Annotated in this window: 22 protein-coding genes; 20 read left to right on the top strand and 2 right to left on the bottom strand. The window is 65.8% G+C overall.

The window, feature by feature from the left end; all coding sequences use genetic code 11:
- Positions 1–3: 3 nt before the first annotated feature.
- From QZ648_RS17115 to QZ648_RS17080, 8 genes are all read left to right on the top strand, one after another.
- Positions 4–1,383, top strand: a complete 1,380-nt coding sequence (locus tag QZ648_RS17115; protein WP_291997761.1) for a hypothetical protein — start codon at positions 4–6, stop codon at positions 1,381–1,383.
- Positions 1,380–1,958, top strand: a complete 579-nt coding sequence (gene mobB, locus QZ648_RS17110; RefSeq protein WP_291997760.1) for a molybdopterin-guanine dinucleotide biosynthesis protein B — start codon at positions 1,380–1,382, stop codon at positions 1,956–1,958. The genes QZ648_RS17115 and mobB overlap by 4 nt, the downstream gene beginning before the upstream one ends.
- Before the next feature lie 39 nt (positions 1,959–1,997).
- Positions 1,998–3,203, top strand: coding sequence for a gephyrin-like molybdotransferase Glp (gene glp / locus QZ648_RS17105; protein WP_291997759.1), 1,206 nt, complete (start codon positions 1,998–2,000; stop codon positions 3,201–3,203).
- Between the two features lie 31 nt (positions 3,204–3,234).
- Positions 3,235–3,486: a molybdopterin converting factor subunit 1 gene (gene moaD / locus QZ648_RS17100; protein ID WP_169067102.1), complete on the top strand. Its 252-nt coding sequence runs from the start codon at positions 3,235–3,237 to the stop codon at positions 3,484–3,486.
- A 1-nt stretch (position 3,487) separates the two neighbouring features.
- A complete protein-coding gene (gene moaE / locus QZ648_RS17095) occupies positions 3,488–3,952 on the top strand; it encodes a molybdopterin synthase catalytic subunit MoaE (protein WP_169067138.1) in 465 nt (154 codons plus the stop codon).
- Between the two features lie 248 nt (positions 3,953–4,200).
- The gene (gene clpB / locus QZ648_RS17090; RefSeq protein ID WP_169067101.1) at positions 4,201–6,783 is read left to right on the top strand and encodes an ATP-dependent chaperone ClpB; all 2,583 of its coding nucleotides are present in this window, start codon (positions 4,201–4,203) and stop codon (positions 6,781–6,783) included.
- Positions 6,784–6,824: 41 nt separating this feature from the next.
- The gene (locus tag QZ648_RS17085; RefSeq protein ID WP_169067100.1) at positions 6,825–7,058 is read left to right on the top strand and encodes a DUF3567 family protein; all 234 of its coding nucleotides are present in this window, start codon (positions 6,825–6,827) and stop codon (positions 7,056–7,058) included.
- A 222-nt stretch (positions 7,059–7,280) separates the two neighbouring features.
- Positions 7,281–7,688 (top strand): hypothetical protein, encoded by a 408-nt coding sequence (locus QZ648_RS17080; RefSeq protein WP_291997758.1) that lies wholly within the window; start codon positions 7,281–7,283, stop codon positions 7,686–7,688.
- Between the two features lie 193 nt (positions 7,689–7,881).
- Here the strand turns inward: QZ648_RS17080 and QZ648_RS17075 are convergent, their stop codons facing one another.
- The gene (locus tag QZ648_RS17075) at positions 7,882–9,099 is read right to left on the bottom strand and encodes a S8 family peptidase (RefSeq protein WP_169067098.1); all 1,218 of its coding nucleotides are present in this window, start codon (positions 9,097–9,099) and stop codon (positions 7,882–7,884) included.
- 512 nt (positions 9,100–9,611) lie between these two features.
- Between QZ648_RS17075 and QZ648_RS17070 the strand changes: the two genes are divergently transcribed.
- The 12 genes from QZ648_RS17070 to QZ648_RS17015 all read left to right on the top strand — a co-directional run bounded on the left by QZ648_RS17070 (position 9,612) and on the right by QZ648_RS17015 (position 21,890).
- On the top strand, positions 9,612–10,394 hold the full coding sequence (locus QZ648_RS17070; protein WP_291997757.1) for a zf-TFIIB domain-containing protein: 783 nt from the start codon (positions 9,612–9,614) through the stop codon (positions 10,392–10,394).
- Between the two features lie 13 nt (positions 10,395–10,407).
- Positions 10,408–11,808, top strand: a complete 1,401-nt coding sequence (locus QZ648_RS17065; RefSeq protein ID WP_291997756.1) for a toll/interleukin-1 receptor domain-containing protein — start codon at positions 10,408–10,410, stop codon at positions 11,806–11,808.
- A 66-nt stretch (positions 11,809–11,874) separates the two neighbouring features.
- Positions 11,875–12,882 carry a MoxR family ATPase gene (locus QZ648_RS17060; protein WP_291997755.1) on the top strand — a complete coding sequence of 336 codons (1,008 nt, stop codon included), beginning with the start codon at positions 11,875–11,877 and terminating at the stop codon, positions 12,880–12,882.
- 4 nt (positions 12,883–12,886) lie between these two features.
- Positions 12,887–15,400 carry a formylglycine-generating enzyme family protein gene (locus QZ648_RS25100; protein WP_366144172.1) on the top strand — a complete coding sequence of 838 codons (2,514 nt, stop codon included), beginning with the start codon at positions 12,887–12,889 and terminating at the stop codon, positions 15,398–15,400.
- Positions 15,401–15,730: 330 nt separating this feature from the next.
- On the top strand, positions 15,731–16,531 hold the full coding sequence (locus QZ648_RS17050) for a formylglycine-generating enzyme family protein (RefSeq protein ID WP_291997776.1): 801 nt from the start codon (positions 15,731–15,733) through the stop codon (positions 16,529–16,531).
- Between the two features lie 344 nt (positions 16,532–16,875).
- Positions 16,876–18,048 (top strand): aspartate aminotransferase family protein, encoded by a 1,173-nt coding sequence (locus QZ648_RS17045; RefSeq protein WP_169067092.1) that lies wholly within the window; start codon positions 16,876–16,878, stop codon positions 18,046–18,048.
- A 12-nt stretch (positions 18,049–18,060) separates the two neighbouring features.
- A complete protein-coding gene (argF, locus tag QZ648_RS17040; protein WP_169067091.1) occupies positions 18,061–18,996 on the top strand; it encodes an ornithine carbamoyltransferase in 936 nt (311 codons plus the stop codon).
- A 66-nt stretch (positions 18,997–19,062) separates the two neighbouring features.
- Positions 19,063–20,292 carry an argininosuccinate synthase gene (locus QZ648_RS17035; RefSeq protein ID WP_291997754.1) on the top strand — a complete coding sequence of 410 codons (1,230 nt, stop codon included), beginning with the start codon at positions 19,063–19,065 and terminating at the stop codon, positions 20,290–20,292.
- Positions 20,293–20,310: 18 nt separating this feature from the next.
- Positions 20,311–20,520: a DUF2788 domain-containing protein gene (locus QZ648_RS17030; RefSeq protein WP_169067089.1), complete on the top strand. Its 210-nt coding sequence runs from the start codon at positions 20,311–20,313 to the stop codon at positions 20,518–20,520.
- Positions 20,517–20,834, top strand: a complete 318-nt coding sequence (locus QZ648_RS17025; RefSeq protein ID WP_169067088.1) for a pyrimidine/purine nucleoside phosphorylase — start codon at positions 20,517–20,519, stop codon at positions 20,832–20,834. Before QZ648_RS17030 ends, QZ648_RS17025 begins: the two co-directional genes overlap by 4 nt.
- Before the next feature lie 245 nt (positions 20,835–21,079).
- Positions 21,080–21,664: an isochorismatase family protein gene (locus QZ648_RS17020; protein WP_291997753.1), complete on the top strand. Its 585-nt coding sequence runs from the start codon at positions 21,080–21,082 to the stop codon at positions 21,662–21,664.
- A complete protein-coding gene (locus QZ648_RS17015; RefSeq protein ID WP_169067086.1) occupies positions 21,657–21,890 on the top strand; it encodes a DUF1272 domain-containing protein in 234 nt (77 codons plus the stop codon). Before QZ648_RS17020 ends, QZ648_RS17015 begins: the two co-directional genes overlap by 8 nt.
- On the opposite strand, the gene QZ648_RS17010 is transcribed toward QZ648_RS17015, so the two are convergent.
- Positions 21,874–22,314 carry a Sir2 family NAD-dependent protein deacetylase gene (locus QZ648_RS17010; RefSeq protein ID WP_291997752.1) on the bottom strand — a complete coding sequence of 147 codons (441 nt, stop codon included), beginning with the start codon at positions 22,312–22,314 and terminating at the stop codon, positions 21,874–21,876. The two genes, QZ648_RS17015 and QZ648_RS17010, sit on opposite strands and share 17 nt — an antisense overlap.
- Between the last annotated feature and the right edge of the window lie 123 nt (positions 22,315–22,437).

The raw sequence follows: 22,437 nt of genomic DNA, 5'->3' as shown, positions 1-22,437 counted from the left end.
GCGATGATTGATACGGCCGCTCGCGGCGAGAGGGCCGAAGCCCTGCCGCCGGCACTTGCCGAACTGATGCCGGCCGACTGCGCCGCCGCAGCCGAGTGGCTCAATCGCGGCTGCGCCTGTGTTTCCGTCGATCACCCGTCGCTGAAGCAGGCACTCGAAGAAGGCCAGGGACGCGTCTCACACGCCGAGCTCCTGGCGACGCGGCCACACCTCTTTTCGGACAGCGTCGTCTTTGTCAGCGAAGTGCATCTGTTGCGCATGGCGCAGACCATCGCCGCCCTCGAGCGGGTGCTGGTGCTGCCGGCGTATCGCCAGCGGGTGCTGGCCTACGCCCCGGCAATCGCCCGCCATTCGCCTGCTGCCGCCGGCGTTTTCCTGGGTTACGATTTCCACCTCGGGCCGCAGGGTCCGCAGCTGATCGAGATCAATTCGAATGCCGGCGGGGCGTTGCTCAACGCCCGCCTGTTGCGCGCCCAGCGCGCTTGCTGCACGCCGGTGGCGAAAATGATGCCCGCGCCGCGTGCGCTGGAGGCCGCTTTCGTACGTATGTTTCGCGACGAGTGGCGCCTCGCGCAGCTGGCGCGGGTGGCCCAGGGACAAACTCAAGAGCAGCCGCTGACGCGCATCGCGATTGTCGATAGCCGGCCCGGCGAGCAGTTTCTGGCGCCCGAGTTTGAACTCTTCCGCGAGTTGTTCGAAACGCATGGCATTGCGGCGATGGTGGCTGACCCGGATGAGCTGGCATTCGACGGCGAGCGCCTGACTTGTCGTGGCGAGACGGTCGACCTGGTTTACAACCGGCTCACCGACTTCGCCTTCGCCGAGCCGCAGCATGCGGCCCTGCGTGCCGCCTATGTGGCCGACGCGGTGGTACTCACTCCGCATCCGCAGATGCACGCGCTCTACGCCGACAAGCGCAATCTGGTGGCTCTCGGTGACCAGCAGTGGCTGGCGCAGATTGGCGTCGGCGAGCAGGATCGGCGGCTTCTGGCGAGCAACATTCCGCGCACCGAGGAAGTGCTGCCGGCCGCGGCGGATACCTTCTGGAACAGTCGCAAGCAGTGGTTCTTCAAGCCGGCAGCCGGTTTTGGCAGCAAGGCGGCCTACCGTGGCGACAAGATCACCCGCCGCGTCTTCGCCGAGATCGCGCGTGGCGGCTACGTCGCCCAGGCACTGGTCGTACCCTCCGAGCGCCATCTGCTGGTCGATGGCGTCGGGCAGGACTTCAAACTGGACCTGCGCAACTACGTCTACCGGGGCGAGGTGCAACTGCTCTCGGCGCGGCTCTACCGGGGTCAGACGACCAATTTCCGAACGCCGGGTGGTGGCTTTGCGGCGGTGCTGCCGGTGTCCTGTCAGGATTCTTCAGGCGGCTGTCGATGAAAGTTTTCGGGGTCGCCGGCTATTCCGGTTCCGGCAAGACGACGCTGCTCGAGAAACTGCTGCCGGCGATCATCGCGCAGGACCTGCGGGTCTCGGTGATCAAGCATACGCACCACAATTTCGATATCGATCGTCCAGGCAAGGACTCTTTTCGCCACCGCCAGGCGGGGGCTGGCGAAGTGCTGCTGGCAAGCGCTTCGCGCTGGGTGCTGATGAACGAGTTGCGCGGCGCTCCCGAGCCGTCATTGGCCGACTATCTGGCCCGTTTTTCGCCCTGTGATCTGGTGCTTGTCGAGGGCTTCAAGGACGAGGTCGTGCCGACGCTGGAAGTCTACCGGCCGGCCAACGGCAAGCCGCCGCTGTGGCCGGAGCGTCGCCAGATCGTCGCCGTGGCCTCCGACGAGCCCCTGCCGAAGGACTTTCCCGCCACTCTGATGGCGCTGGACTTGAACGATACCGCGGCCATCGTCCGCTATATTTTCGACACCCTCAATCTAAAAGTCGCGCACGCGACTCACGAACCTCCCTTCTCCCCTTGCGGGAGAAGGGTTGGGGAAGAGGGGGAACGGTCATGACCCTTCAACTGAATTCCGTTCCACCGAGGGAAACCCGCGATGCTGACCTTTGATCAGGCGCTGTCACAGCTGCTGGTGGCAGCCTGCGCTGTTTCCGAAACGAGTTCCGTGCCGACACTGGCCGCCGCCGGGCGCGTGCTGGCGCAGCTGCAGCGGGCGCCGATCGATGCGCCGCCGCTCGACAATTCGGCCATGGACGGCTATGCCGTTGCCGTCGCCGATGTTCGCAGCGTTCCGGCGCGTCTGCCGGTGGCGCAGCGTATCCCGGCCGGCAGCGTCGGTACTCCGCTGCAACCGGGAACGGCCGCCCGGATTTTCACCGGCGCAGCGATCCCGGCCGGCGCCGACGCGGTGGTGATGCAGGAGCTTTGCGAACACGCGACCGGGGAAGTGACGATCAATCATCGGCCGGAAGTGGGCGAGCACATCCGCCGTGCCGGCAGCGACATCGCCGCCGGCAGCGAGATACTCGCCGCCGGGCAGCGCCTGCGGCCCCAGGACACCGCGCTGGCGGCGTCGGTGGGGATTGCTTCCTTGCCTGTCTTGCGGCGTTTGCGGGTCGCCGTCTTTTTTACCGGCGACGAACTGCGCATGCCTGGCGAGGCGCTGCAGGCAGGGGCGATCTACAACGCCAATCGTTTCTTGTTGAGCGCTCTGCTGGAGCGTCTGGGCTGCGAGCTGCGCGACCATGGGCAAGTGCCCGACGATCTTGCCGTGACACGCCAGGCCTTGCGTGCTGCGGCGCAGGACAGCGATCTGATTCTCACCTCGGGCGGCGTTTCCGTCGGTGAGGAGGACCACGTCAAGGCCGCCGTCGAAGCCGAAGGGCGGCTCGAGATGTGGAAAATCGCCATCAAGCCGGGCAAGCCACTGGCCTTCGGTCAGATCGCCGCGCCTGGGCGTGAGGTGGCTTTCATCGGCCTGCCGGGAAACCCGGTGTCCAGCTTCGTTACCTTTCTGATGCTGGTGCGCCCCTTCCTGCTCCGGATGCAGGGTGTGCGCCGCACGGAGCCGCTGAGTTTCTGGCTGCGTGCCGACGGCGACTGGCCACGGCCCGACGCGCGCCGCGAGTTCCTGCGCGCCAGGATCAATGCCGATGGCGGGGTGGCGCTCTTTGCCAACCAGGGCTCGGGCGTGCTGACTTCGGCGGTGTGGGGCGACGGCCTGGTGGATAACCCGCCGCAGCAGGCGATACGACGGGGTGAGATGGTGCGCTTCCTGCCGTTTTCCGAACTGCTCGGCTGAGCCAATCAAGGCGGCTGGGGAGAGGGCGAGCATGCTGAAAATTCTCTACTTTGCCGGGCTGCGCGAGCGACTTGGACAGGGCAGCGAGGAACTTGAGCTGCCGGCCGGGGTGAGCGATGTCGCGGCTTTGCGCGACTTGTTGGCCGCCCGCGGCGGCGCCTGGGAAAGCTTGCTGACGCTGCGGAACCTGCGCTATGCGGTCAATCAGCAGATGGCACGGCTCGATTCGCCCGTGCAGGCGGGTGATGAGGTTGCTTTCTTCCCGCCGGTGACCGGTGGCTGAGTTGCGCGTCCGCGTTCAGGAAGCCGATTTCGACGTCGGCGTTGAGCTGGCTGCCCTGCGCCAGGGGAATCCGCAGATCGGTGCCGTGGCCTCCTTTGTCGGCCTGGTGCGCGCTAACAACGACGGGGCCGGCGTTTCCGAGATGAGCCTCGAGCACTATCCGGGGATGACCGAGAAAGCGCTTGGCGAGATCGTCGAAGAGGCCTGCCGGCGCTGGGCGATTATCGATGCGCTGGTGATTCACCGCGTCGGTCGCCTCTTGCCGAGCGATCAGATCGTCCTGGTTGCGGTGGCTGGCGGGCATCGCGGCGAAGCCTTTGCCGCCTGCGAGTTCATCATGGACTATCTCAAGACGCGCGCACCGTTCTGGAAGCGCGAAGTCACACCGAGCGGCGCGCGCTGGGTAGACGCCCGCGACGCCGATGACCAGGCGGCCGAACGCTGGCAGGAGCCAGGCACCGCCTGACTGAGCAGCGCGCAGCGTTCCTCACCCGCCGTCATTGCGAGGAGGCGCAGCCGACGCGGCAATCCAGTTCCATCCTCTCGCTGTTTTCCGCTGCATACCGCATACCGCACTCCCGACGAGCGGTTCAGCAAGACTGACAGTCGTGCAACGCGCGCAAGAAATAAGCCATCGAGTCAGTCTTGGCGTTGACTTAGCCCGGCATGCCCCCACTTGTAGCGCATGAACATAAACCTCCGAAGGAGTGCGGCATGCGTTTCGACAAACTGACGACCAAGTTCCAGCAGGCGCTGGCCGATGCCCAGAGTCTGGCGGTCGGCCACGACAACCAGCTGATCGAGCCACAGCACCTGTTGCTGGCCCTGTTGCAGCAGGACGACGGCGCGACATCGCCCTTGCTGGCGCGCGCCGGCGTCAATGTGGCGTCGCTGAAAGCGGCGCTCGTGCACGCGATCAGTCGCCTGCCGAAAGTAGAAGGGCACGGCGGTGAGGTACAGATCGGTCGCGATCTCGGCAATCTGCTCAATGTCGCCGACAAGGAGGCGCAGAAACGCGGCGACCAGTTCATTGCTTCGGAGATGCTCCTGCTCGCGCTGTGCGATGACAAGGGGGAGTGTGCTCGCCTGGCCAAGCAGCACGGGCTGGTCAAGAAATCCCTCGAACAGGCAGTGACCTCGGTGCGCGGCGGCCAGGGTGTCGATAGTCAGGACGTCGAAGGGCAGCGCCAGTCGCTGGCCAAGTACTGCATCGATCTCACCGAACGCGCCCGTCAAGGCAAGCTCGATCCAGTGATCGGCCGCGACGACGAGATTCGCCGCGCGATCCAGATTCTCCAGCGACGCACCAAGAACAACCCGGTCCTGATCGGCGAGCCAGGCGTCGGCAAGACGGCGATCGTCGAAGGCCTGGCGCAGCGGATCGTCAATGAGGAGGTTCCGGAGACACTCAAGGGCAAGAAGGTGCTCAGCCTCGACATGGCCGCTCTGCTGGCCGGTGCCAAGTACCGCGGCGAGTTCGAGGAACGCCTGAAGGCCGTGCTCAAGGAAATCGCCCAGGAAGAAGGCCAGATCATCGTCTTTATCGACGAACTGCACACCATGGTCGGCGCCGGCAAGGCCGAGGGTGCGATCGACGCGGGCAATATGCTGAAGCCGGCGCTGGCGCGCGGCGAACTGCATTGCGTCGGCGCGACGACGCTCGACGAATACCGCAAGTACGTCGAGAAGGACGCTGCGCTCGAGCGCCGCTTCCAGAAAGTTCTGGTCGACGAGCCGAGCGTCGAGTCGACCATCGCCATTCTGCGTGGCCTGCGCGACAGATACGAGCTACACCACGGCGTCGATATCACCGATCCGGCGATTGTCGCTGCGGCCGAGCTGTCGCATCGCTACATCACCGACCGCTTCCTGCCGGACAAGGCGATCGATCTGATCGACGAGGCGGCTGCGCGGATCAGGATGGAAATCGACTCCAAACCGGAGGTCATGGACAAGCTCGACCGGCGCATGATCCAGCTCAAGATCGAGCGTGAGGCGGTGCGCAAGGAACGCGACGAAGCATCGAAGAAGCGCATGCAGCTGATCGAGGAGGAACTGCGCAAGCTCGAGCGCGAGTACAACGACCTCGATGAAGTCTGGAAGGCCGAAAAAGCGCAGGTGCAGGGCAGCGCGCACATCAAGGAAGAAATCGACAGGCTGAAACTTGAGCTGGCGGGTCTGAAGCGCGAGAGCAAGTGGGAGCAGGTTGCCGAGATCGAGTATGGCCGCCTGCGCGAGCTCGAGGCGCAATTGCTGGTTGCCGAGAAATCCACGGATGGCGCTGCCCAGCACAACAAGCTCCTGCGTACCGAAGTCGGCACCGAGGAGATCGCCGAGGTGGTTTCCCGCGCCACCGGCATTCCAGTGTCGAAAATGATGCAGGGGGAACGCGAGAAGCTGCTCCTCATGGAAGAGCGTCTGCACAAGCGGGTCGTTGGTCAGGACGAGGCGGTGCGCCTGGTGGCCAACGCCATCCGCCGTTCGCGTGCAGGCCTGGCCGATCCCAACCGTCCATATGGATCCTTCCTCTTCCTCGGCCCGACCGGGGTCGGCAAGACGGAGCTGTGCAAGGCGCTGGCCGGCTTCCTCTTCGATTCCGACGAGCACCTGATTCGCATCGACATGAGCGAGTTCATGGAAAAACACTCGGTGTCACGGTTGATCGGCGCGCCGCCGGGCTATGTCGGCTACGAGGAGGGCGGCTACCTGACCGAAGCGGTACGGCGCAAGCCCTATTCGGTGATTCTGCTCGATGAAGTCGAGAAAGCGCACCCGGACGTCTTCAATGTCCTGCTGCAGGTCCTCGACGACGGCCGCATGACCGATGGCCATGGCCGAACGGTCGACTTCAAGAACACCGTGGTGGTCATGACTTCGAACCTCGGCAGCCAGATGATCCAGCAGATGGCCGGGGATGACTACCAGGTAATCAAGCTGGCGGTGATGGGCGAAGTGAAGTCCTATTTCCGGCCCGAGTTCATCAATCGCATCGACGAAGTCGTCGTCTTCCACGCGCTCGACGAGCAGCATATCAAGTCGATCGCCGCTATCCAGCTCGCCTATCTCGAAAAGCGCCTGGCGCTGCTCGAACTGCGCCTGCAGGTGGACGACAGCGCGCTGTCGGAGATCGCCGCCGCCGGCTTCGATCCGGTCTTTGGCGCGCGTCCGCTGAAGCGCGCGATCCAGTCGCAACTCGAGGACTCGCTCGCCAAGTCGATTCTCGAAGGGCGTTTCGTCGCCGGCGATACGATCCGTGCGTATTGCGAAAACGGCATCATGCGCTTCGACAAGGTCTAAGATACAGGCATGGCCCGCGGGGCCGAAACGGAGCGACCGATATGAACCTCGTCTATGACAGTGCGCACTACTCGATCGTCGCTTATCCTGTGCAGGAGGGCTTCGAGCTGGTCGACAAGGCGGCCAGCCGCAGCCTTTTCGTCCAGGGCTCGGTGGCCAGGGCCCTGCGCCGCACGCTCGACGAGATTCCCGACAACGAGCGCGACGAAGAATCGATCGACGCCGTGCTTGACACCTACTGCGCGGGCGCCGCCCGCGCCATCGTGCTGCACTGACGGGCTGGTCGTGCGGGCTCTGCTGACGTCCGCTTCGGGTTCCGTCGAGAGCATGGCGACTTGGCCTGCGGCGCATCGTGCGCGATGGCCCCGGATGAGCTATGCTGCACAGGTGCGTTGTACACGCTCGCAGCCCTGTTGATGCACCCGCGGACGGCGGCGCGCTGCTCGCTCGGACGGCGGCTCGGGTGGCTGCCGCACAAGTGCAGCGGAGGGTCGGCCATGATGTCTAGCGACAAGCAATACGCCAGCTGTCGAGGCGAGCGTGCCAAGGCGATCATTGTACTTTTCGCGCACTTGCTGGTCTTCACGCCAACGCCCACATGCGGTGGCGAGGCGGCCAACGGCAAAGGGCGCACCGGAGGCCATATGAAGATCGAAACGTCGCTGGCCGACGAATTGCGGGCAAACCGTGACGACTCGCGCAAGTTCTCCGTTATCGTCTCGTTCAAGGATAGTGCCAGCGTCGAATTGCTGCGCCACTTGGGAGTCGAGCCGACAGCCGTCTATCAGAGCATTGCCGCCGCCGCGGCAGTAGTCACTGCCGCCCAGATTGCGACCCTGGCTGCTGCCGGCAACGTCACGTCGATAGAACTTGATCAGCCGGCGGCAGCACTCGGGCCACGCTGAGGCGGGCTCATTGCTTTCCGTCAGGCTGGCGCCAACAGCTCACGGTCGTTGATCGGCAAGCGGCGCTGCCGCCGGCAGCAACAACCTTTCTGCCGAAGTATCCAACAGGCGGCGCGCAGCGCGAACAACCTCGCTGGCGAAGCGGGTCCGTGCTCTCTGACCTGACCACCAAGGCCCGCAGCGCGCAGCGATCCTAGATGCCTTTCTTGGCGATCACCGGTGCTGGCGTCAAGGCCAACGCTGCCCGGTCGACGTTGACCCGGCCATAACCGAAGCTGGCGTCCCAGCCCGGCGCGCCGAGATTATCGACGTAGTACGCCAGAAGGTTCCAGATCTGCTCGTTGCTGGCGAAGCGGTGGGCGCCCCACACCGCGGCAGCTGCACCGGCAACGTGCGGGCAGGCCATGCTGGTACCGCTCATCGTCCCATAAGCACCACCCCTGGTCGTCGACAGGACGTTAACTCCCGGCGCGCAGATGTCGACTTCCGGCCCACGGCTGGAAAAGCCTGCTAGGGCGTTGGCCGAATCAATCGCCGATACGGCGATCACGTTCTTGTACTTGGCCGGGTAGCCGACGCTGGCACCGGTGTTTCCGGCCGCCGCGACGACCAGCAGACCCTTGCTCCAAGCGGTATTGCAGATGTTCTGCAGGGCCGTCGACCCGCCTGACCCGCCGAGGCTCATGCTGACCACGCGCATGCCGTTCTGGATGCACCAGTCAATGCCCGAAATGATCTGGCTATACGAGCCGCTACCGCTGCTGTCCAGAACCTTGACCGCGTACAGGTAGGCGCTGGGCGCTACGCCAACGACGCCGGCACCGTTGATTGCGGCGGCAACCGTGCCCGCGCAGTGCGTGCCGTGGCCGTGATCATCCATTGGTGTGCTCGCGCCGGCAACGAAGCTGACGCCGCCGCGGTAGTTGGCTTTGAGGTCCGAGTGGTTGTAGTCGATACCGGTGTCGACCACCGCCACCCGTATTCCTTCGCCCTGCGACGACGGCCAGCCTTGCGGTGCCTTGATCTGCACAACGCCGGCCGGCACGGTTTCGGCCAGGATGCTCGGCTGGTTCTCGAATTGCAGGTGGCCGAACTGACTGCCGATCGCGTAGCACACCTGGTCTTCCTCTACCTCGGCGACGTTGCCATTTTTCGACAGTTCCTCGATCTCCGCCTTGGTCAGCCGCGCGGTGACGATCGGCGATTCGTATTGATTGACGTCGTAAGCGATCAGATCCTGGTCCATCGCCGGCACTGATGCTCCTGACGCCAGGCTCGTCGCGTCAAAAAAGTACGTCTGCATGCCTTTGGGCAATACGCTGCGCACGATGTCCACCTTGTCCGCGCTCTTGTCCGAACGCTTTTCCTTTGCCTTGAAGGTGATGATTACCGATTTCCGCTTCTCGCTCATGGCTTTTCCTTCCACTTTGCCTGTCTCGGATTCCTGGCGCTTTTCGTGCAGCCCGTGGCTGCGGCGGAAAGTGCCTCTTTCGGCCCTGGTGCCCGCTGGGGGTGCCAGCCCGGACAAGACAGCCGAGTGGCCCTGTAGCGGAAGACCGCTAAGTGAGCATGGGGACGATATAAGTACTCTAGGTCACAAGCGACAGAATGCAATCCTGGATCGATTGATTGATTCTATCGGCCGAATCACTCCGTTGGGAAATGTGAGTGCTCGTAGAGAGCATTCGCTGCCGCGCGCGTCAGGATGACTACTGAACGGGCACCAGTGCCCACGGCACAGGCGGCAAGAAAAGTGGACGACGGCGAGTCGCCCCGGTCCGCGCTCGCTTGTGGAAGGACTGGCGGCTATACTCGCCGACGTGCGCTTCTGGCTGCGGTGAGCAGCCAGGGCGCGGAGCAGCAGGTGGGGAGTGGCAGAAACGCCCCACCTCCAGTGATCTAAGCATTCAAGCATTCGATGCCATGAACAACACCAGCGATCCGCAGTCAGCGCAAGCCGCGCATTCCGATCATTCCGCTCAGCCCGCTCGTTCGGCGAGCGGCGGCCCATGTCCCAGCTGCCACGCGCCGATGGCGGTGCAGCAGTTCAAGCGCCAGCTCAACGGTGTCGTGTCGCTCGACATCTGCTTTCCTTGCCAGGGTATCTGGTTCGACGAGTTCGAGAGTGCGCAACTCGCTCCGGCCGGCGTTCTTGAACTCTTCCGCCTGCTGCACGAACACCACGCCGACCTGCGCCAACCCTGGCGCGACGTGCTGCAATGCCCACGCTGCCGCGAACCCCTGATGCACCGGCTCGACAGCACGCGCAACGGCCGCTTCGCCTACAGCCGCTGCCCGCAGCGCCACGGTCGCTACAGCGCCTTCGCGGCGTTCATGATCGAAAAAGGCTTCGTTCGCCAACTCAACGGCGCCGAGGTCGCCGAGCTGGCGCGGCAGGTGCAGACCATCCGCTGCTCGGGTTGTGGCGCACCGGTCGATATCCGTCGCGATCACGTGTGCACGCATTGCCGTTCGCCGATCGTCATTCTTGATTCCGACGCGGTGCAGGACGCGCTCGACAATTTTGGTGAAAAAGCGAGCCGGCAGGAGCACGTGAACCCGCATACCGTCGCCGACGCGCTGCTCGCCAACGAGCGCGCCAAGTCGCTGGCGCCTCGGGACCGGCGCAAGGGCTTGCTCGAGGCAGACATTTCCGATCTGGTCGTGGGCGGTATCGAAACCGTCTGGAACCTGCTGCGACGTTAGCCGGAGAGCGCCGGTGACCCACCTGCAGCAGACCCTCCGCCAGCGGCTGGATGCGCTCTACCGGCAGCCGGCGCTGTGGCCGACGTTCGCGCAGGCCTGGGCCGACGAACGCGGCGGCGAGCCGGCCGCCGACGCCGGCGCGCTGCTCGACGACTGCCTGCAGCAGGAGCCGCTCGATATTATCGAGAACCTCCTCGCCGTCGCGGCGCAGCTCGGCGAACGCGGCGCAGCACCCGGCGCGGTGCCCGAGGTCGTTCGCCGGGTGGCGATCGACATCTGCCTGGTCGTCTGCGAGCGGCGGATTCACGACCGCTTGGCTGCGCAGCACATCGCCGCCGCCGCGGCAGCGAGCGAGGAACTCCTGATCGACGCCAGCGAGCAGCTGGCCGCCGCGCTGATTGCCGCCGCGTGCTGTCGGAATGGCGTCCGCATTCACTTCGACGGCCAAACGCGCAGGGCAGAGGCGGTCAATGTCGTCCGCGACCTGCCGCCGCAGGAACTCGATTTCCAGGGGCCCAGGGAATGCGTCAAGGCCGAACTGCAGGCGCTGGTAAAGACGCCGCTCGACGATCTGGCAACTGGCAAGGCGCGCGCGCTGCACGACATCCGGCAGTACGGCGTCGCTTCCGACGACGTGCTGCTCGCCCAGCTCAGGCGCTACGCCCGCACGAACGACTGCCGCCCGATGTTCGGACTCGACTCGGCCAGCGCTCACCCACTCGATGACGCGGCCTTGCGTCAGGAACTTGCAGGCTACTTCGACGTCGCGACCTTCCACTACGGCGACGCCGCCGGACGCCGGCTCGCCGACGCCGACCGCGCCGCCTGGCAAAGGGCCAACCTGCAGGCCGACCTTATGAGCTATCTTCCGGCGCTCCTGGCGCAGCTCTCGGCGCCGCAGGCCTCAGCGGGAGCTCGTTTGCAGAACACAGTTTCCAAGTGCGATTTCTTTATCAGCTATAACAAGGCCGACAAGGAGTGGGCCGAATGGATCGCCTGGCAGGTCGAGGATGCCGGTTACAGCACCTTGATCCAGGCGTGGGATTTCCATGCCGGCGGCAATTTCGTGCTCGATATGGACCGCGCGATGAAGCAGACCGAGCGAACGATTGCCGTCCTTTCACCCGACTACCTCGCGGCACGCTACACCCAACCCGAATGGGCTGCGGCCCTGTTGCGGGATCCGGCCGGCGCACAGCGCCGTCTGATCCCGGTAAGGGTTGCTCACTGCGAGCTTGATGGCCTGTTGGCTGCAGTCACGCACGTCGACCTCGTCGGACTCGACCAGGCGCCGGCCAGGAAGACGCTGCTCGATCGGATCAGCGGGGAGCGGCTAAAGCCGTCTCGTGAGCCCCGTTTCCCCGGTGCCGCCTCGCCGCCTCCTCGTCCCGAGCCGAGCTTCCCCGGCTCGTAGAAAGCCCTCGACGACTGCGCCCCGCCCAAAGACATAAAGACATCAACGAACTCAAAGGCAGAATACATGCAAGCTGACGTCAGACAACTGCTGCAAGACCTCGAAGCCGACGCCGTCGCGCGTTTCGACGGCCTCGTTCATCAATGGTCGCAGAACGAGATCGACGCGCTGCACCTGGCGCTGGCGTCGGAGCGGCCGCTGCTCGTGCGCGGCGAGCCGGGCACCGGCAAGACGCAACTGGCGCGCGCCGCCGCCGCCGCGCTGCGCTGGTACCTGCACAGCGTCACCATCAGCCCGCGCTTCGAGGCGCAGGATCTCTTCTGCACCTTCGACGCCGTGCAGCGGCTCGCCGACGCGCAGGCGGCGGCGGTCGGCGGCGGCGTCAAGGCTGACGAACGCTACTGGCTGCCCGGTCCCTTCTGGCGCGCCTTCGCCTGGAGCGACGCGCGCCGCTACGGGCCGGCATCGGCTGCCGCGCCGGCCGGCGATACGGAAGAACCGCGCGGCCACGTGATCCTCATCGACGAGATCGACAAGGCCGACAGCGACCTGCCGAACAGCCTGCTCGAAGTGCTCGGCAGCCGCGAGTTCCCCAACCCGGTGACGCGCCAGCCGATCAGGCCGGGCGCCGGCCTGCCGCTGGTGGTGATCACCACCAACGAGGAGCGCGAGCTGCCGGCCGCTTTCCTGCGCCGCTGCGTCGTGCTGACGCTGGAACCCGACGATCCCTACGTCGATTTCCTCGTCAAGCGCGGCGAGGCGCATTTCGGCCGCGGATCGCCGGCGGCAGAGCGGCTCGATGTCGAGATCCTGCGTATCGCCGCCGCGCAGCTCGACGCCGACCGCGAACAGGCCACGAGGGCCGGCGTGTCGCCGCCGGGCCTGGCCGAGTACATCGACCTGCTCACCGCCCTGCACCGCCTCGCGCCGGGCAAACCTGCCGAGCAGAAGCAATGGCTGCAGCGCCTCGCGCCCTACGCCTTCCTCAAGAACGGCATCGTCGACGGCAGCCCCGAGCTGTCGCAGCGGCGGGCGGCTGCCAGCGCCGCTATCGGCGACCCGGCGGCGGAATGAAGCGATGATCCGTTCGCCGCTGCTGGCACGCGCCGACCTGCTGCGCGCCCTCGATTGCGCAGGCGACGACGCGGCGGCGGCTCGTCGCTACGCCGGCCTGCTTGGCTTCGAGCTTCAGCCGGCGGTGGCAACCATTTCAGGCGCCATTTCAGTCCGCGCCGTCGTCGGTCCTGCGCCAGCAACACTTGTCGAAGCAGCAGCACGAGCGCCTCTGCGGGCGCCCTTGTTCGCCATCACCGCCTGCCGCCGCCTCGAAGACGTACCAGGCGAGGACAGCGCGGGCGACGGCGTGCCGCCGCTGACTCCGGCGGACTGCGCGCCGCGGCGCAGCGACGGCGACGCGGCGCCTTTCGTTCCACTGGTTCGCCAGCCGCGCCTGTGGCCGGCGCTCAGGCGCTCGGCGCTGGAGACGCACCACGCCGGTCTCGATCTGCCGCGCCTGCAGCGCGAGCTGGCCGGCGCGCGGCCGCTGCGCCGGCTGCCGCGCCGCTGGCGGTCGGGCTGGGGCGGCGAGCTGGTCGTCGTCTGGGACTGCGCCGAGCGCCTGCAGCCCTACCAGGACGACTTCCGGGCGATCGTCACCGACCTGCTGCGCCAGCGCGGCACCGGCGGTTTCAGTGTCTGGCTGGTCGACGGCAGCCCGCGAGAACTGCGCCAGCGCTGGCCGGAAAAGCTCGGCCGGCCAGGGTCGGGGTCGGGGCCGGCTGCGCTGCCCGACGCCATGCCGCTGCCGGCGCCGGCGACGCGCGTCCTGATCCTCTCCGACGCCGGTGCGCTGGCCGCGCTGGCGTCGCCGAGCGGGCGCGCGCCGGCGAACGCCTGGACCGACTTCGCCCGTCGCCTCGCGCAGCACGGCGCGCAGGCCGTCGTCTGGGCGCCGCTGGCGCCGCGCCAGGTCGACGGCGAGCTGACCCGCTGGGCCGACGTCTTCTGCCTGCACCCGGCCGGCGGTCTGCGCCGTCGCCGTGGCGGCGTCGCCAACGATGAACAGCGGCGCGCCGAAAGCGCTCGCCTGCACGCGCTGCGCGAACGGATGCTGGCGCGCATGGCCTTCTGCGTTCGCGTCGAGCCGGCGCTGCTGCGCGCCCTGCGCGGCGCCGGCGCCGCCAGCGCAGCCGAGCCGGCGCTCGAAGCGCTGCTGTGGACGCATCAGCCGGTGGTTGGCGACAGCCACGTCTCGCGTGCGCTCACGCCCGCCTACCTGGAGTCCTACCGCCAGGCCTTCCAGGCCCTGCCGGCCGCCGAGCAGGTGCAGGCGCTCGCCGCCGCGCGGCAGGTCCACGCCTGGCGCGGCCGGGCGACCGAGGCGGCGGAAGCGTCGATCTGGCAGGCGCACGCCTGCGCCGAGGCGCAGGACGAGTGCGGCGACCGAGTCGAAGAGGCACGGCAGTGGTTTGCCGCGCTTACCGCGCGCGCTACCCGCGGCAGCACGGCCGATGCCGGGCTGCGCGACTACGCGCGCGACCTGCTGGCGCGCAATGGCGCCGACCGCCGCTGGGTGGCCGCCAACTCGGCCTGGCTGTCGCCGGTCTGGCTGGCGAGCGGCGCGGTCGCTGCGCCGTCCGGCCTGCGCGACGAAGACCTGGCACAGGCGGTCGCCGCGCGCAGCGATCTGCCCGAGCTTGACTGTCGACTCGGCGTCGGCGCGCAGGGGCTGCTGCTCTGGCGTGGCGAGCTCCCGCCCGGACCCGGCCATTCGCCCATCGGCCCGCCGCTGCGCGTCAAGCGGCTGCAGGTCAGCGACGCCGACGGTCCGCGCCTGCTCGACCCGGCCGCCGCGCCGCAGTGCGTCGCGCCGTTGGCCAGCCTGGCGGCCGCCGGCGCCGGGCTGACGCTGTTCGCCGGCCGGCACGCCTGGCGCGTCGCCGGCATCGAACGCCCCGCGTGGGCGCACGAGATCGGCCGCGACGCCTGCGGGCTCTACGCCGACCTGCTCGTTCCGTTGCCGGGGGCTGCGCCGGACGACCCGCAGGCGATTCGCCAGCGCTGCCGCTGGATCGAGGCCGGGCATTTCCGGATGGGATCGCCGGCCGACGAGCCCGCGCACTTGGAAAACGAGGCGCAGCACGAAGTGACGCTGAGCCGCGGCTTCTGGCTCGCCGACACGGCCTGCACGCAGGCGCTGTGGCAGGCGGTGACCGGCGCCAACCCGAGCGAGTTCCAGGACGACGTTCGCAACCCGGTCGAGAACGTGAGCTGGCGCGACGTGCAGGCCTTCCTCAGCGAGCTGAATCGGCGCATGCCGGGGCTGCAGGCGCGGCTACCGAGCGAGGCCGAATGGGAGTACGCGTGCCGCGCGGGGACGACGACGCCCTTCTCTTTCGGCGACGACATCAGCCCCGAGCAGGTCAACTACAACGGGGACTCTCCCTACGCCGGGGGCGAAAAGGGCCTGAATCGCGAGAAGACGGTGCCGGTCGGCTCACTCCCCGCTAACCCCTGGGGGCTTTACGAAATGCACGGCAACGTCTGGGAATGGTGTGCCGACTGGTACGGCGACTACCCGACCGCGCCATAGCTTGACCCGACTGGCCTGCAGACTGGCGGCTCCCGCGTTTTGCGCGGCGGCTCGTGGAGCAGCGACGGCAGGGGCGCGCGTTGTGCCCTCCGCGGCGGGTTCGGGCCCGACGGCCGCGGCCGGGGCATCGGGTTCCGGTTCGCCCCAGGTCAAGCCGAGCCGGACGGCGCCACGGAGTGGCTGCCGCCCCGGGACGGGGCGGCCGGTGCCGCGGGACGCGGCGCCGCCAGTGCCCGCGGCGCGCAAGGGCGCTCCCGTCGACAGCGTCGAAGCGAAACAGGCACCGGCCGCGAAGCCGGACAAGCGCGCCAAGCCCCGGCGCGGCAAGCGATGAGCGCCGCCCGCCCGGAAGACTGGCGCCAGCGTGGCCCGGCCAGCTTCCCGCCGCGCTGGGCGAGCGCCTGGGGCGACGACCGCTTTGGACTCTGGGCCGACCTGGCGGTCGCAGGCGTCCTCCAGCGCCTGCGCTGGATTGAAGCCGGCAGCTTCCAGATGGGCGACGAGCGACAGCCGGACCGGCAGGTCGAGACGCAAATCGCCGCCGGCTTCTGGCTCGCCGACACCGCCTGCACGCAGGCGCTGTGGCTGGTGGTGGTGGGCAGCAACCCAAGCCAGTTCAGCGCCAGCAACACGACCCATCCGGGCAGCCCGCAACACCCCGTCGAACAGGTGAGCTGGAACGACATCACTGCACCCGGCAGCGGTTTCCTCGCCGGGTTGCAGAGTTTCAGCCAGGGCGTGCCGCCCGAACTGCCCACCGAAGCGGAGTGGGAGTACGCCTGCCGCGCCGCCGCACGCACCGCCTACAGCTTCGGCGACGAGATCACTCTGGCACAGGTGAACTTTCGCAGCGGCTCCGACCCCGCCGCGCCGGTGGCAGTGAAAAGCCTGCCCGCCAACGCCTGGGGCCTTTACGAAATGCACGGCAACGTCTGGGAGTGGTGCGCCGACGGTTTCGACGAGCAGGAATCGCTGCGCATCGGCGCGGCTGACCCGAGCGCAACCCTGCGCGCGCCGCGCGGCGGCTCCTGGGGAAGCAACGCCAGGGACGTGCGCGCCGCCGACCGCCTCGCCTTCCCGACCGGCGGCGCGAACCAGTTCACGGGCTTTCGCTTCCTCATGCGATCCTGACGCTGAAGCGTTTCGGAAGGGCGGAGGGAGCCGCGCGAAACCATCGCCGCGCCAGCAGTCACCTGAATCGTGCCGCCCTGTGCCGCATGCACGCCTGTCGACCTCTCTGCCGCACCAGCCCGGTGCACACTCCTCAAAACACCCGCCTTTTCTATACAGCAGAGTCTTTTTCCCGTAAAATCCATGCCCTTGTAAGACGGTGTGTGAACCCCTGTTAAAGCATGCCGGAACGGACCGATGCTGGTTCCTGTGCGGATCTCGTTCATTTCGTTTTTCTCGTTTTTCTCGTAATTCGGCGGCGCGAGCCGCCGTTTCAGTTTCAAGTGCTTTGCAATGGGTGATCCATGTCGCACCTGATGAATACCTACGCTCGCTTGCCCATCGCCTTCAGCCATGGCGATGGCAGCTGGGTGACCGATACCGACGGCAAGGTCTATCTCGACGCGCTGTCGGGAATTGCCGTGTCGACGCTTGGGCACAACCACCCGGCGCTGGTCGCGGCGATTGCTGCCCAGGCCGGGCGCATGCTGCATTCGTCGAACCTCTACAGTATTCCGCAGCAGGCGCAGTTGGCCGACAAGCTGGCGGCGCTGGCGGAGATGGACGAGGTCTTCTTCTGCAACTCGGGTTGCGAAGCCAACGAAGCGGCGATCAAGCTGGCGCGCTATTACGGCCACAAGCGGGATATCGAGCGGCCGGCGATCGTGGTCATGGAGAACGCCTTCCACGGCCGCACCATGGCGACGCTTTCGGCGACTGGCAACCGCAAGGCGCAGGCCGGCTTCGAACCGCTGGTCTCCGGTTTCGTGCGCGTTCCCTACAACGATCTCGAAGCCATTCGGGCGGTAGCCAAGTCGAATCATAACGTCGTCGCCGTGATGCTTGAAATCGTCCAGGGCGAGGGCGGCATCAACATCGCCGACGTCGATTTCCAGCGCGGCCTGCGCGCGCTCTGTGACGAGAACGACTGGCTGCTGATCTGCGACGAAGTGCAGTGCGGAACCGGCCGCACTGGTACCTGGTTCGGCTTTCAGCACGCGGCCATCCACCCCGACGTGGTGACGCTAGCCAAGGGGCTGGGCGGCGGCGTGCCGATCGGCGCCTGCCTGACAGCCGGCAAAGCGGTCGGCCTGTTCAAACCAGGCAAGCATGGGTCGACTTTCGGTGGCAACCAGCTGGCGTCGACCGCTGCGCTGACGACCATTGCGGTCATCGAAGAGAACGGCTTGATCGACAGTGCGGTGGCCATCGGTCGGCTGATCCGTGAGGGTCTGGCGCAGGCCCTGGCGGATTGCGAAGGCGTGGTCGAGATTCGTGGCCAGGGCCTGATGATCGGCATCGAACTTGATCGCCCCTGCGGCGAACTAGTGACCCGCGCGCTCGATGTCGGGCTGCTGATCAATGTTACTGCCGACAAGGTCGTGCGCCTGCTGCCGCCGCTGAACTTCAGTGCCGACGAGGCGCGTGAACTGGTGAGCCGCCTGGGCGGAGTGATTGGCGATTTTCTCGCCTCCTGATAGAGATCGGTGATGGATAGCGTCAAACATTTCCTGCAGTTCAAGGACTTCACGCGTGCAGAGTTCGACCACCTTTTCGAGCGCTCGCGCTGGATCAAGGGGCAGTTCAAGTCCTACCAGAAATACTGGCCGCTCAGCGACCGTACGCTGGTGATGATTTTCGAGAAGGCCAGCACGCGCACCCGCCTGTCCTTCGAAGCCGGCATGCAGCAACTCGGCGGTTCGGCGATCTACCTGAACAGCCGCGATTCGCAGTTGCAGCGTGGCGAATCGGTCGAGGACGCGGCGCGGGTGATTTCGCGGATGAGCGACGTGGTCATGATCCGCACTTTCGAGCAGGCGATGATCGAGCGCTTTGCCGCCAATTCGCGGGTGCCGGTGATCAATGGCCTGACCAACGAGTATCACCCCTGCCAGATCGTCGCCGATATTTTCACTTTCATCGAGCATCGCGGTCCGATTCAGGGCAAGACGGTGGCCTGGATCGGCGATTCGAACAACGTCTGCAATACCTGGTTGCAGGCCGCTGAAGTGCTCGATTTCAACGTCCATGTGTCGACGCCGCCGGGCTACGAAGTCGAGCCGGCACGCGCCGGCCTGTATGGCACCGACCACTTCGAGAGCTACGCCGATCCGATGGAAGCCGCACGCGGCGCCGACCTGGTGACCACCGACGTGTGGACCTCGATGGGTTTCGAAGCCGAGAACGACGAGCGCCGGCGGGACTTCGCCGACTGGCAGGTTGACCTCGAAATGATGCGCGCCGCCGGGCCCGAATCGCTGTTCATGCACTGCCTGCCGGTGCATCGCGGCGAGGAAGTCGAGGCCGCGGTCATTGACGGTGCGCAGAGCGTCGTCTGGGACGAGGCCGAGAATCGCATGCATACCCAGAAGGCGCTCCTCGAGTACCTCCTCGTGGGCCGGGTCGAGGCGCCGAAATCCAAATAGCTGAAGCGACACGATCAGCATCCTCAGCAAAACCAGAACAATCAGCAAGATCAGCAGGGAAATCTCATGAGTGACGTCAAGAAAGCGGTACTGGCCTATTCCGGTGGTCTCGATACTTCGGTGATCCTGAAGTGGTTGCAGGATACCTATCAATGCGAGGTGGTGACTTTTACCGCCGACGTTGGCCAGGGCGACGAGCTCGAGGCAGCGCGGCCGAAAGCGCTGCAGTTCGGTATCAAGGCGGAGAACATCTACATCGACGACCTGCGCGAAGAGTTCGTGCGCGACTTCGTCTTCCCGATGTTTCGGGCGAACACTGTCTACGAGGGCGAGTACCTGCTCGGCACATCGATCGCGCGGCCCTTGATCGCCAAACGGATGGTCGAGATCGTCGAGATGACCGGTTCCGACGCCGTGGTGCATGGGGCCACCGGCAAGGGCAACGACCAGGTGCGCTTCGAACTCGGCGCCTACGCGCTCAAGCCGGACATCCGGATCATCGCGCCGTGGCGCGAGTGGGACCTGCTGTCGCGCGAGAAGCTGCTCGCCTACGCCGAAAAACATGGCATTCCGGTCGAGATGAAGCACCGCCAGGGCGGCTCGCCTTACTCGATGGACGCCAACCTGCTGCACATCAGTTACGAAGGCCGCCATCTGGAAGATCCGGCCGCCGAAGCCGAAGAGTCGATGTGGCGCTGGACGGTGTCTCCGGAAGCAGCGCCCGACGCGGCCGAGTACCTCGATCTCGAATTCGAGAAGGGCGACCTGGTGGCCATCAACGGCACGCGCATGCCGGCACACGAACTGCTGGCGCTGCTCAATCAACTGGCCGGCAGGCACGGCATCGGTCGCATCGACCTGGTCGAGAACCGCTACGTCGGCATGAAGTCGCGCGGTTGCTACGAGACCCCGGGCGGCACCATCCTGCTGCCGGCGCACCGAGCCATCGAGTCGATCACCATGGATCGCGAAGTCGCCCATCTCAAGGACGACCTGATGGCGCGCTACGCCAGCCTGATCTACAACGGCTACTGGTGGAGCCCCGAGCGGCTCGCCTTGCAGACCCTGATCGACCACACCCAGCAGCCGGTCAATGGCTGGGTACGGGTCAAGCTCTACAAGGGCAACGTGATCGTCGTCGGTCGCGATTCGAAAACCAACTCCCTGTTCGATTCGACCATCGCCACCTTTGAGGACGACGCTGGCGCTTACGACCAGAAGGACGCCGGAGGCTTCATCAAGCTCAACGCCCTGCGCATGCGTATCGCGGCAAAGCTGGCGCAACGCCGACATTAATCTGGAGATGAGCCCGCCATGTTTGGGCTGACGGAAGAGCAGATAGCGGAATTTGGCATGACCTTCGGGATCGGTGCCTTCATGCTCTTCATGTTGTTCATCATCGGCGAGATTGCGTGGAAAGCGAAAGCCGGAAGGACAGGAACGATTGTCCTGTTCTTCGTCCTGTCCTTCGGGATGCTTGGCTTCATAGCCAAGACGATTATGGAGAAAGTCTGGGGATTATGAGTAGCTCGCAGTTCGACAACGTCAGTGTGGTCAAGCAGGCCAATGTTTATTTCGACGGCAGGTGCGTCAGCCACACCGTGCTCCTGGCAGACGGCAGCCGCAAGACGATCGGCGTCATCATGCCCTCGTCGCTGACCTTTACCACCGGCGCCCCGGAAGTCATGGAATGCGTTGCTGGCGCGTGCCGCGTGCGTCTCAACGGCAAGGAGCAGTGGACTACCTACGCCGCCGGGCAGTCCTTCGCCGTTCCCGGCGACTCGTCGTTCGACATCGTCTGCGACGACGCTTTTCACTACGTCTGCCATTTCGAGTAGTTCGCGTCTGCGGGTCTTTGAGACCCTGAGTGTCTGAGTGTCTCCGGCTATCTGGCAATAATCCGAGCCTGAACCCGGGCGCTGGTACTGCTTGCCTGGCCCTCGCTGGCTACTAGGCAGCGCGACCGCCGCCTCTCGCCGCAACGGCGATGGTGCTTTCTCCCCCCTTGTGCTCCGCCTTGGCTATCGTTCCGCTCGGGAAAAAACCTTACGATGGCCGCACGCTCAACAAAGGAGAACCGGAAATGTCCGCGAACGAAATCGAAAACGTCAGCCGCTGCGCACTCATCGTCATCGACGTGCAGGAGTCTTTCCGTCAGATGCCTTTCTGGTCAGAGACCGAGGTGCCCGCCTTCAAGGAGGCGCTGCTCGCCCTCGACGACGGCTGCCGCGCGCGCGGCGTGCCGGTAGTGCACATCTTCCACGTCGGCCAGGCCGGCCTGTTCAGTGAGGGATCGGGCGCAGTGCGTGGGCTCGACTGGCTGCCGGGCTCGCCCAACGTGTCCTTCGTCAAACACACGCACAACGCCTTTTCCGACACCGGCCTTGACCTGTGGCTTCGCCGCCACGGCGTCGAGCGGCTGATCATCGCCGGTATCCGCACAGAGCAATGCTGCGAGACGACCACCCGGATGGCGTCGGATATCGGCTATCAGGTTGATTTCGTCAGCGAAGCGACGCTCACTTTCTCGATGACACATCCCGTCAGCAGTCGGGTGTATTCGTCGCAAGAGATCAAGGCGCATACCGAACTGGTGCTGGCCGGGCGCTTCGCACGCATCGCCAGCGTCGACGACTGCCTGGCCAGCCTCGGAGCCGTACATGCTTGAATTGCGACCGAATTGCGAATGCTGCAATGGCGAGCTGCCGCCGCAGTCGCGGGAGGCGATGATCTGCTCCTTCGAATGTACCTTCTGCGCCGCTTGCGTCGAGCGGCGACTGCTCGGTCGTTGCCCTAATTGCGGCGGCGAACTCGTGCGGCGGCCGATTCGCCCGGCGGATCAACTCCTGCGCCATCCAGCCTCGACACAGCGCGTGTTCAAGCCGCTTGCTTGAGCTTCGTCGTGAAGCCGCAATGCTGCTGGCAGCGGCGGCGGTGGTGGATGGTGCGGTGCACTTCGAGCACTGGTGCGTTCCCGGCACGGCTATGGTAGTTATCGATATTCTGCGTAATGACTGTCAGTCGCTTTCCCCGGCAGGTTTCCTGTAATCGAGCGAGGGCCTGGTGAGCGGCGTTCGGTTGCCGTTCGTCCACCCACTTCTTCAACTCCAGCAGCCAGCTCCAGACGCGTTCCGGATGGCGCGGGAAGCCCTCAATTCTGGCGACCTCGTCAGGATCGACCGTGTTCCAGAGTCCGGTTTCCCCGTCACGGAAAGCTGGAATCCCACTATCGGCGGAAAGACCGGCACCCGAGAAGACGACGATTCCCTTCGCTGTGCGGAGCAGGGAAGCGCCGGACGCCAGGCTGTTTGATTGCATCTTCCTCTCCTTTCCCGTGCTCGCTGTGGATTGCCAGAAACGACCGCCGGGGAACTGGCCTTCGAGACCGTCCTTGGCCTGATGATTCGCTGGCAAGGGGCTAGTCGGTGCGCAGCGGCTCCA

The organism is Candidatus Accumulibacter sp. ACC012 (assembly GCF_907163155.1).
In the GTDB taxonomy this organism is placed as follows: Bacteria; Pseudomonadota; Gammaproteobacteria; order Burkholderiales; family Rhodocyclaceae; genus Accumulibacter; species Accumulibacter delftensis.
This window is presented reverse-complemented; position numbering and strand designations above follow the sequence as displayed.

Excerpts from the sequence above, each read along its gene's own strand:
- QZ648_RS17020 (WP_291997753.1), top strand. The coding sequence starts at position 21,080 with ATGTCCGCGAACGAAATCGAAAACGTCAGCCGCTGCGCACTCATCGTC.
- QZ648_RS17045 (WP_169067092.1), top strand. The coding sequence starts at position 16,876 with ATGTCGCACCTGATGAATACCTACGCTCGCTTGCCCATCGCCTTCAGC.
- QZ648_RS17115 (WP_291997761.1), top strand. The coding sequence starts at position 4 with ATGATTGATACGGCCGCTCGCGGCGAGAGGGCCGAAGCCCTGCCGCCG.
- QZ648_RS17060 (WP_291997755.1), top strand. The coding sequence starts at position 11,875 with ATGCAAGCTGACGTCAGACAACTGCTGCAAGACCTCGAAGCCGACGCC.
- mobB (WP_291997760.1), top strand. The coding sequence starts at position 1,380 with ATGAAAGTTTTCGGGGTCGCCGGCTATTCCGGTTCCGGCAAGACGACG.
- QZ648_RS17080 (WP_291997758.1), top strand. The coding sequence starts at position 7,281 with ATGATGTCTAGCGACAAGCAATACGCCAGCTGTCGAGGCGAGCGTGCC.
- QZ648_RS17050 (WP_291997776.1), top strand. The coding sequence starts at position 15,731 with ATGAGCGCCGCCCGCCCGGAAGACTGGCGCCAGCGTGGCCCGGCCAGC.
- QZ648_RS17075 (WP_169067098.1), bottom strand. The coding sequence starts at position 9,099 with ATGAGCGAGAAGCGGAAATCGGTAATCATCACCTTCAAGGCAAAGGAA.
- QZ648_RS17035 (WP_291997754.1), top strand. The coding sequence starts at position 19,063 with ATGAGTGACGTCAAGAAAGCGGTACTGGCCTATTCCGGTGGTCTCGAT.
- clpB (WP_169067101.1), top strand. The coding sequence starts at position 4,201 with ATGCGTTTCGACAAACTGACGACCAAGTTCCAGCAGGCGCTGGCCGAT.
- QZ648_RS17085 (WP_169067100.1), top strand. The coding sequence starts at position 6,825 with ATGAACCTCGTCTATGACAGTGCGCACTACTCGATCGTCGCTTATCCT.
- QZ648_RS17070 (WP_291997757.1), top strand. The coding sequence starts at position 9,612 with ATGAACAACACCAGCGATCCGCAGTCAGCGCAAGCCGCGCATTCCGAT.
- QZ648_RS25100 (WP_366144172.1), top strand. The coding sequence starts at position 12,887 with ATGATCCGTTCGCCGCTGCTGGCACGCGCCGACCTGCTGCGCGCCCTC.
- moaD (WP_169067102.1), top strand. The coding sequence starts at position 3,235 with ATGCTGAAAATTCTCTACTTTGCCGGGCTGCGCGAGCGACTTGGACAG.
- QZ648_RS17010 (WP_291997752.1), bottom strand. The coding sequence starts at position 22,314 with ATGCAATCAAACAGCCTGGCGTCCGGCGCTTCCCTGCTCCGCACAGCG.
- QZ648_RS17030 (WP_169067089.1), top strand. The coding sequence starts at position 20,311 with ATGTTTGGGCTGACGGAAGAGCAGATAGCGGAATTTGGCATGACCTTC.
- QZ648_RS17025 (WP_169067088.1), top strand. The coding sequence starts at position 20,517 with ATGAGTAGCTCGCAGTTCGACAACGTCAGTGTGGTCAAGCAGGCCAAT.
- glp (WP_291997759.1), top strand. The coding sequence starts at position 1,998 with ATGCTGACCTTTGATCAGGCGCTGTCACAGCTGCTGGTGGCAGCCTGC.
- argF (WP_169067091.1), top strand. The coding sequence starts at position 18,061 with ATGGATAGCGTCAAACATTTCCTGCAGTTCAAGGACTTCACGCGTGCA.
- QZ648_RS17015 (WP_169067086.1), top strand. The coding sequence starts at position 21,657 with ATGCTTGAATTGCGACCGAATTGCGAATGCTGCAATGGCGAGCTGCCG.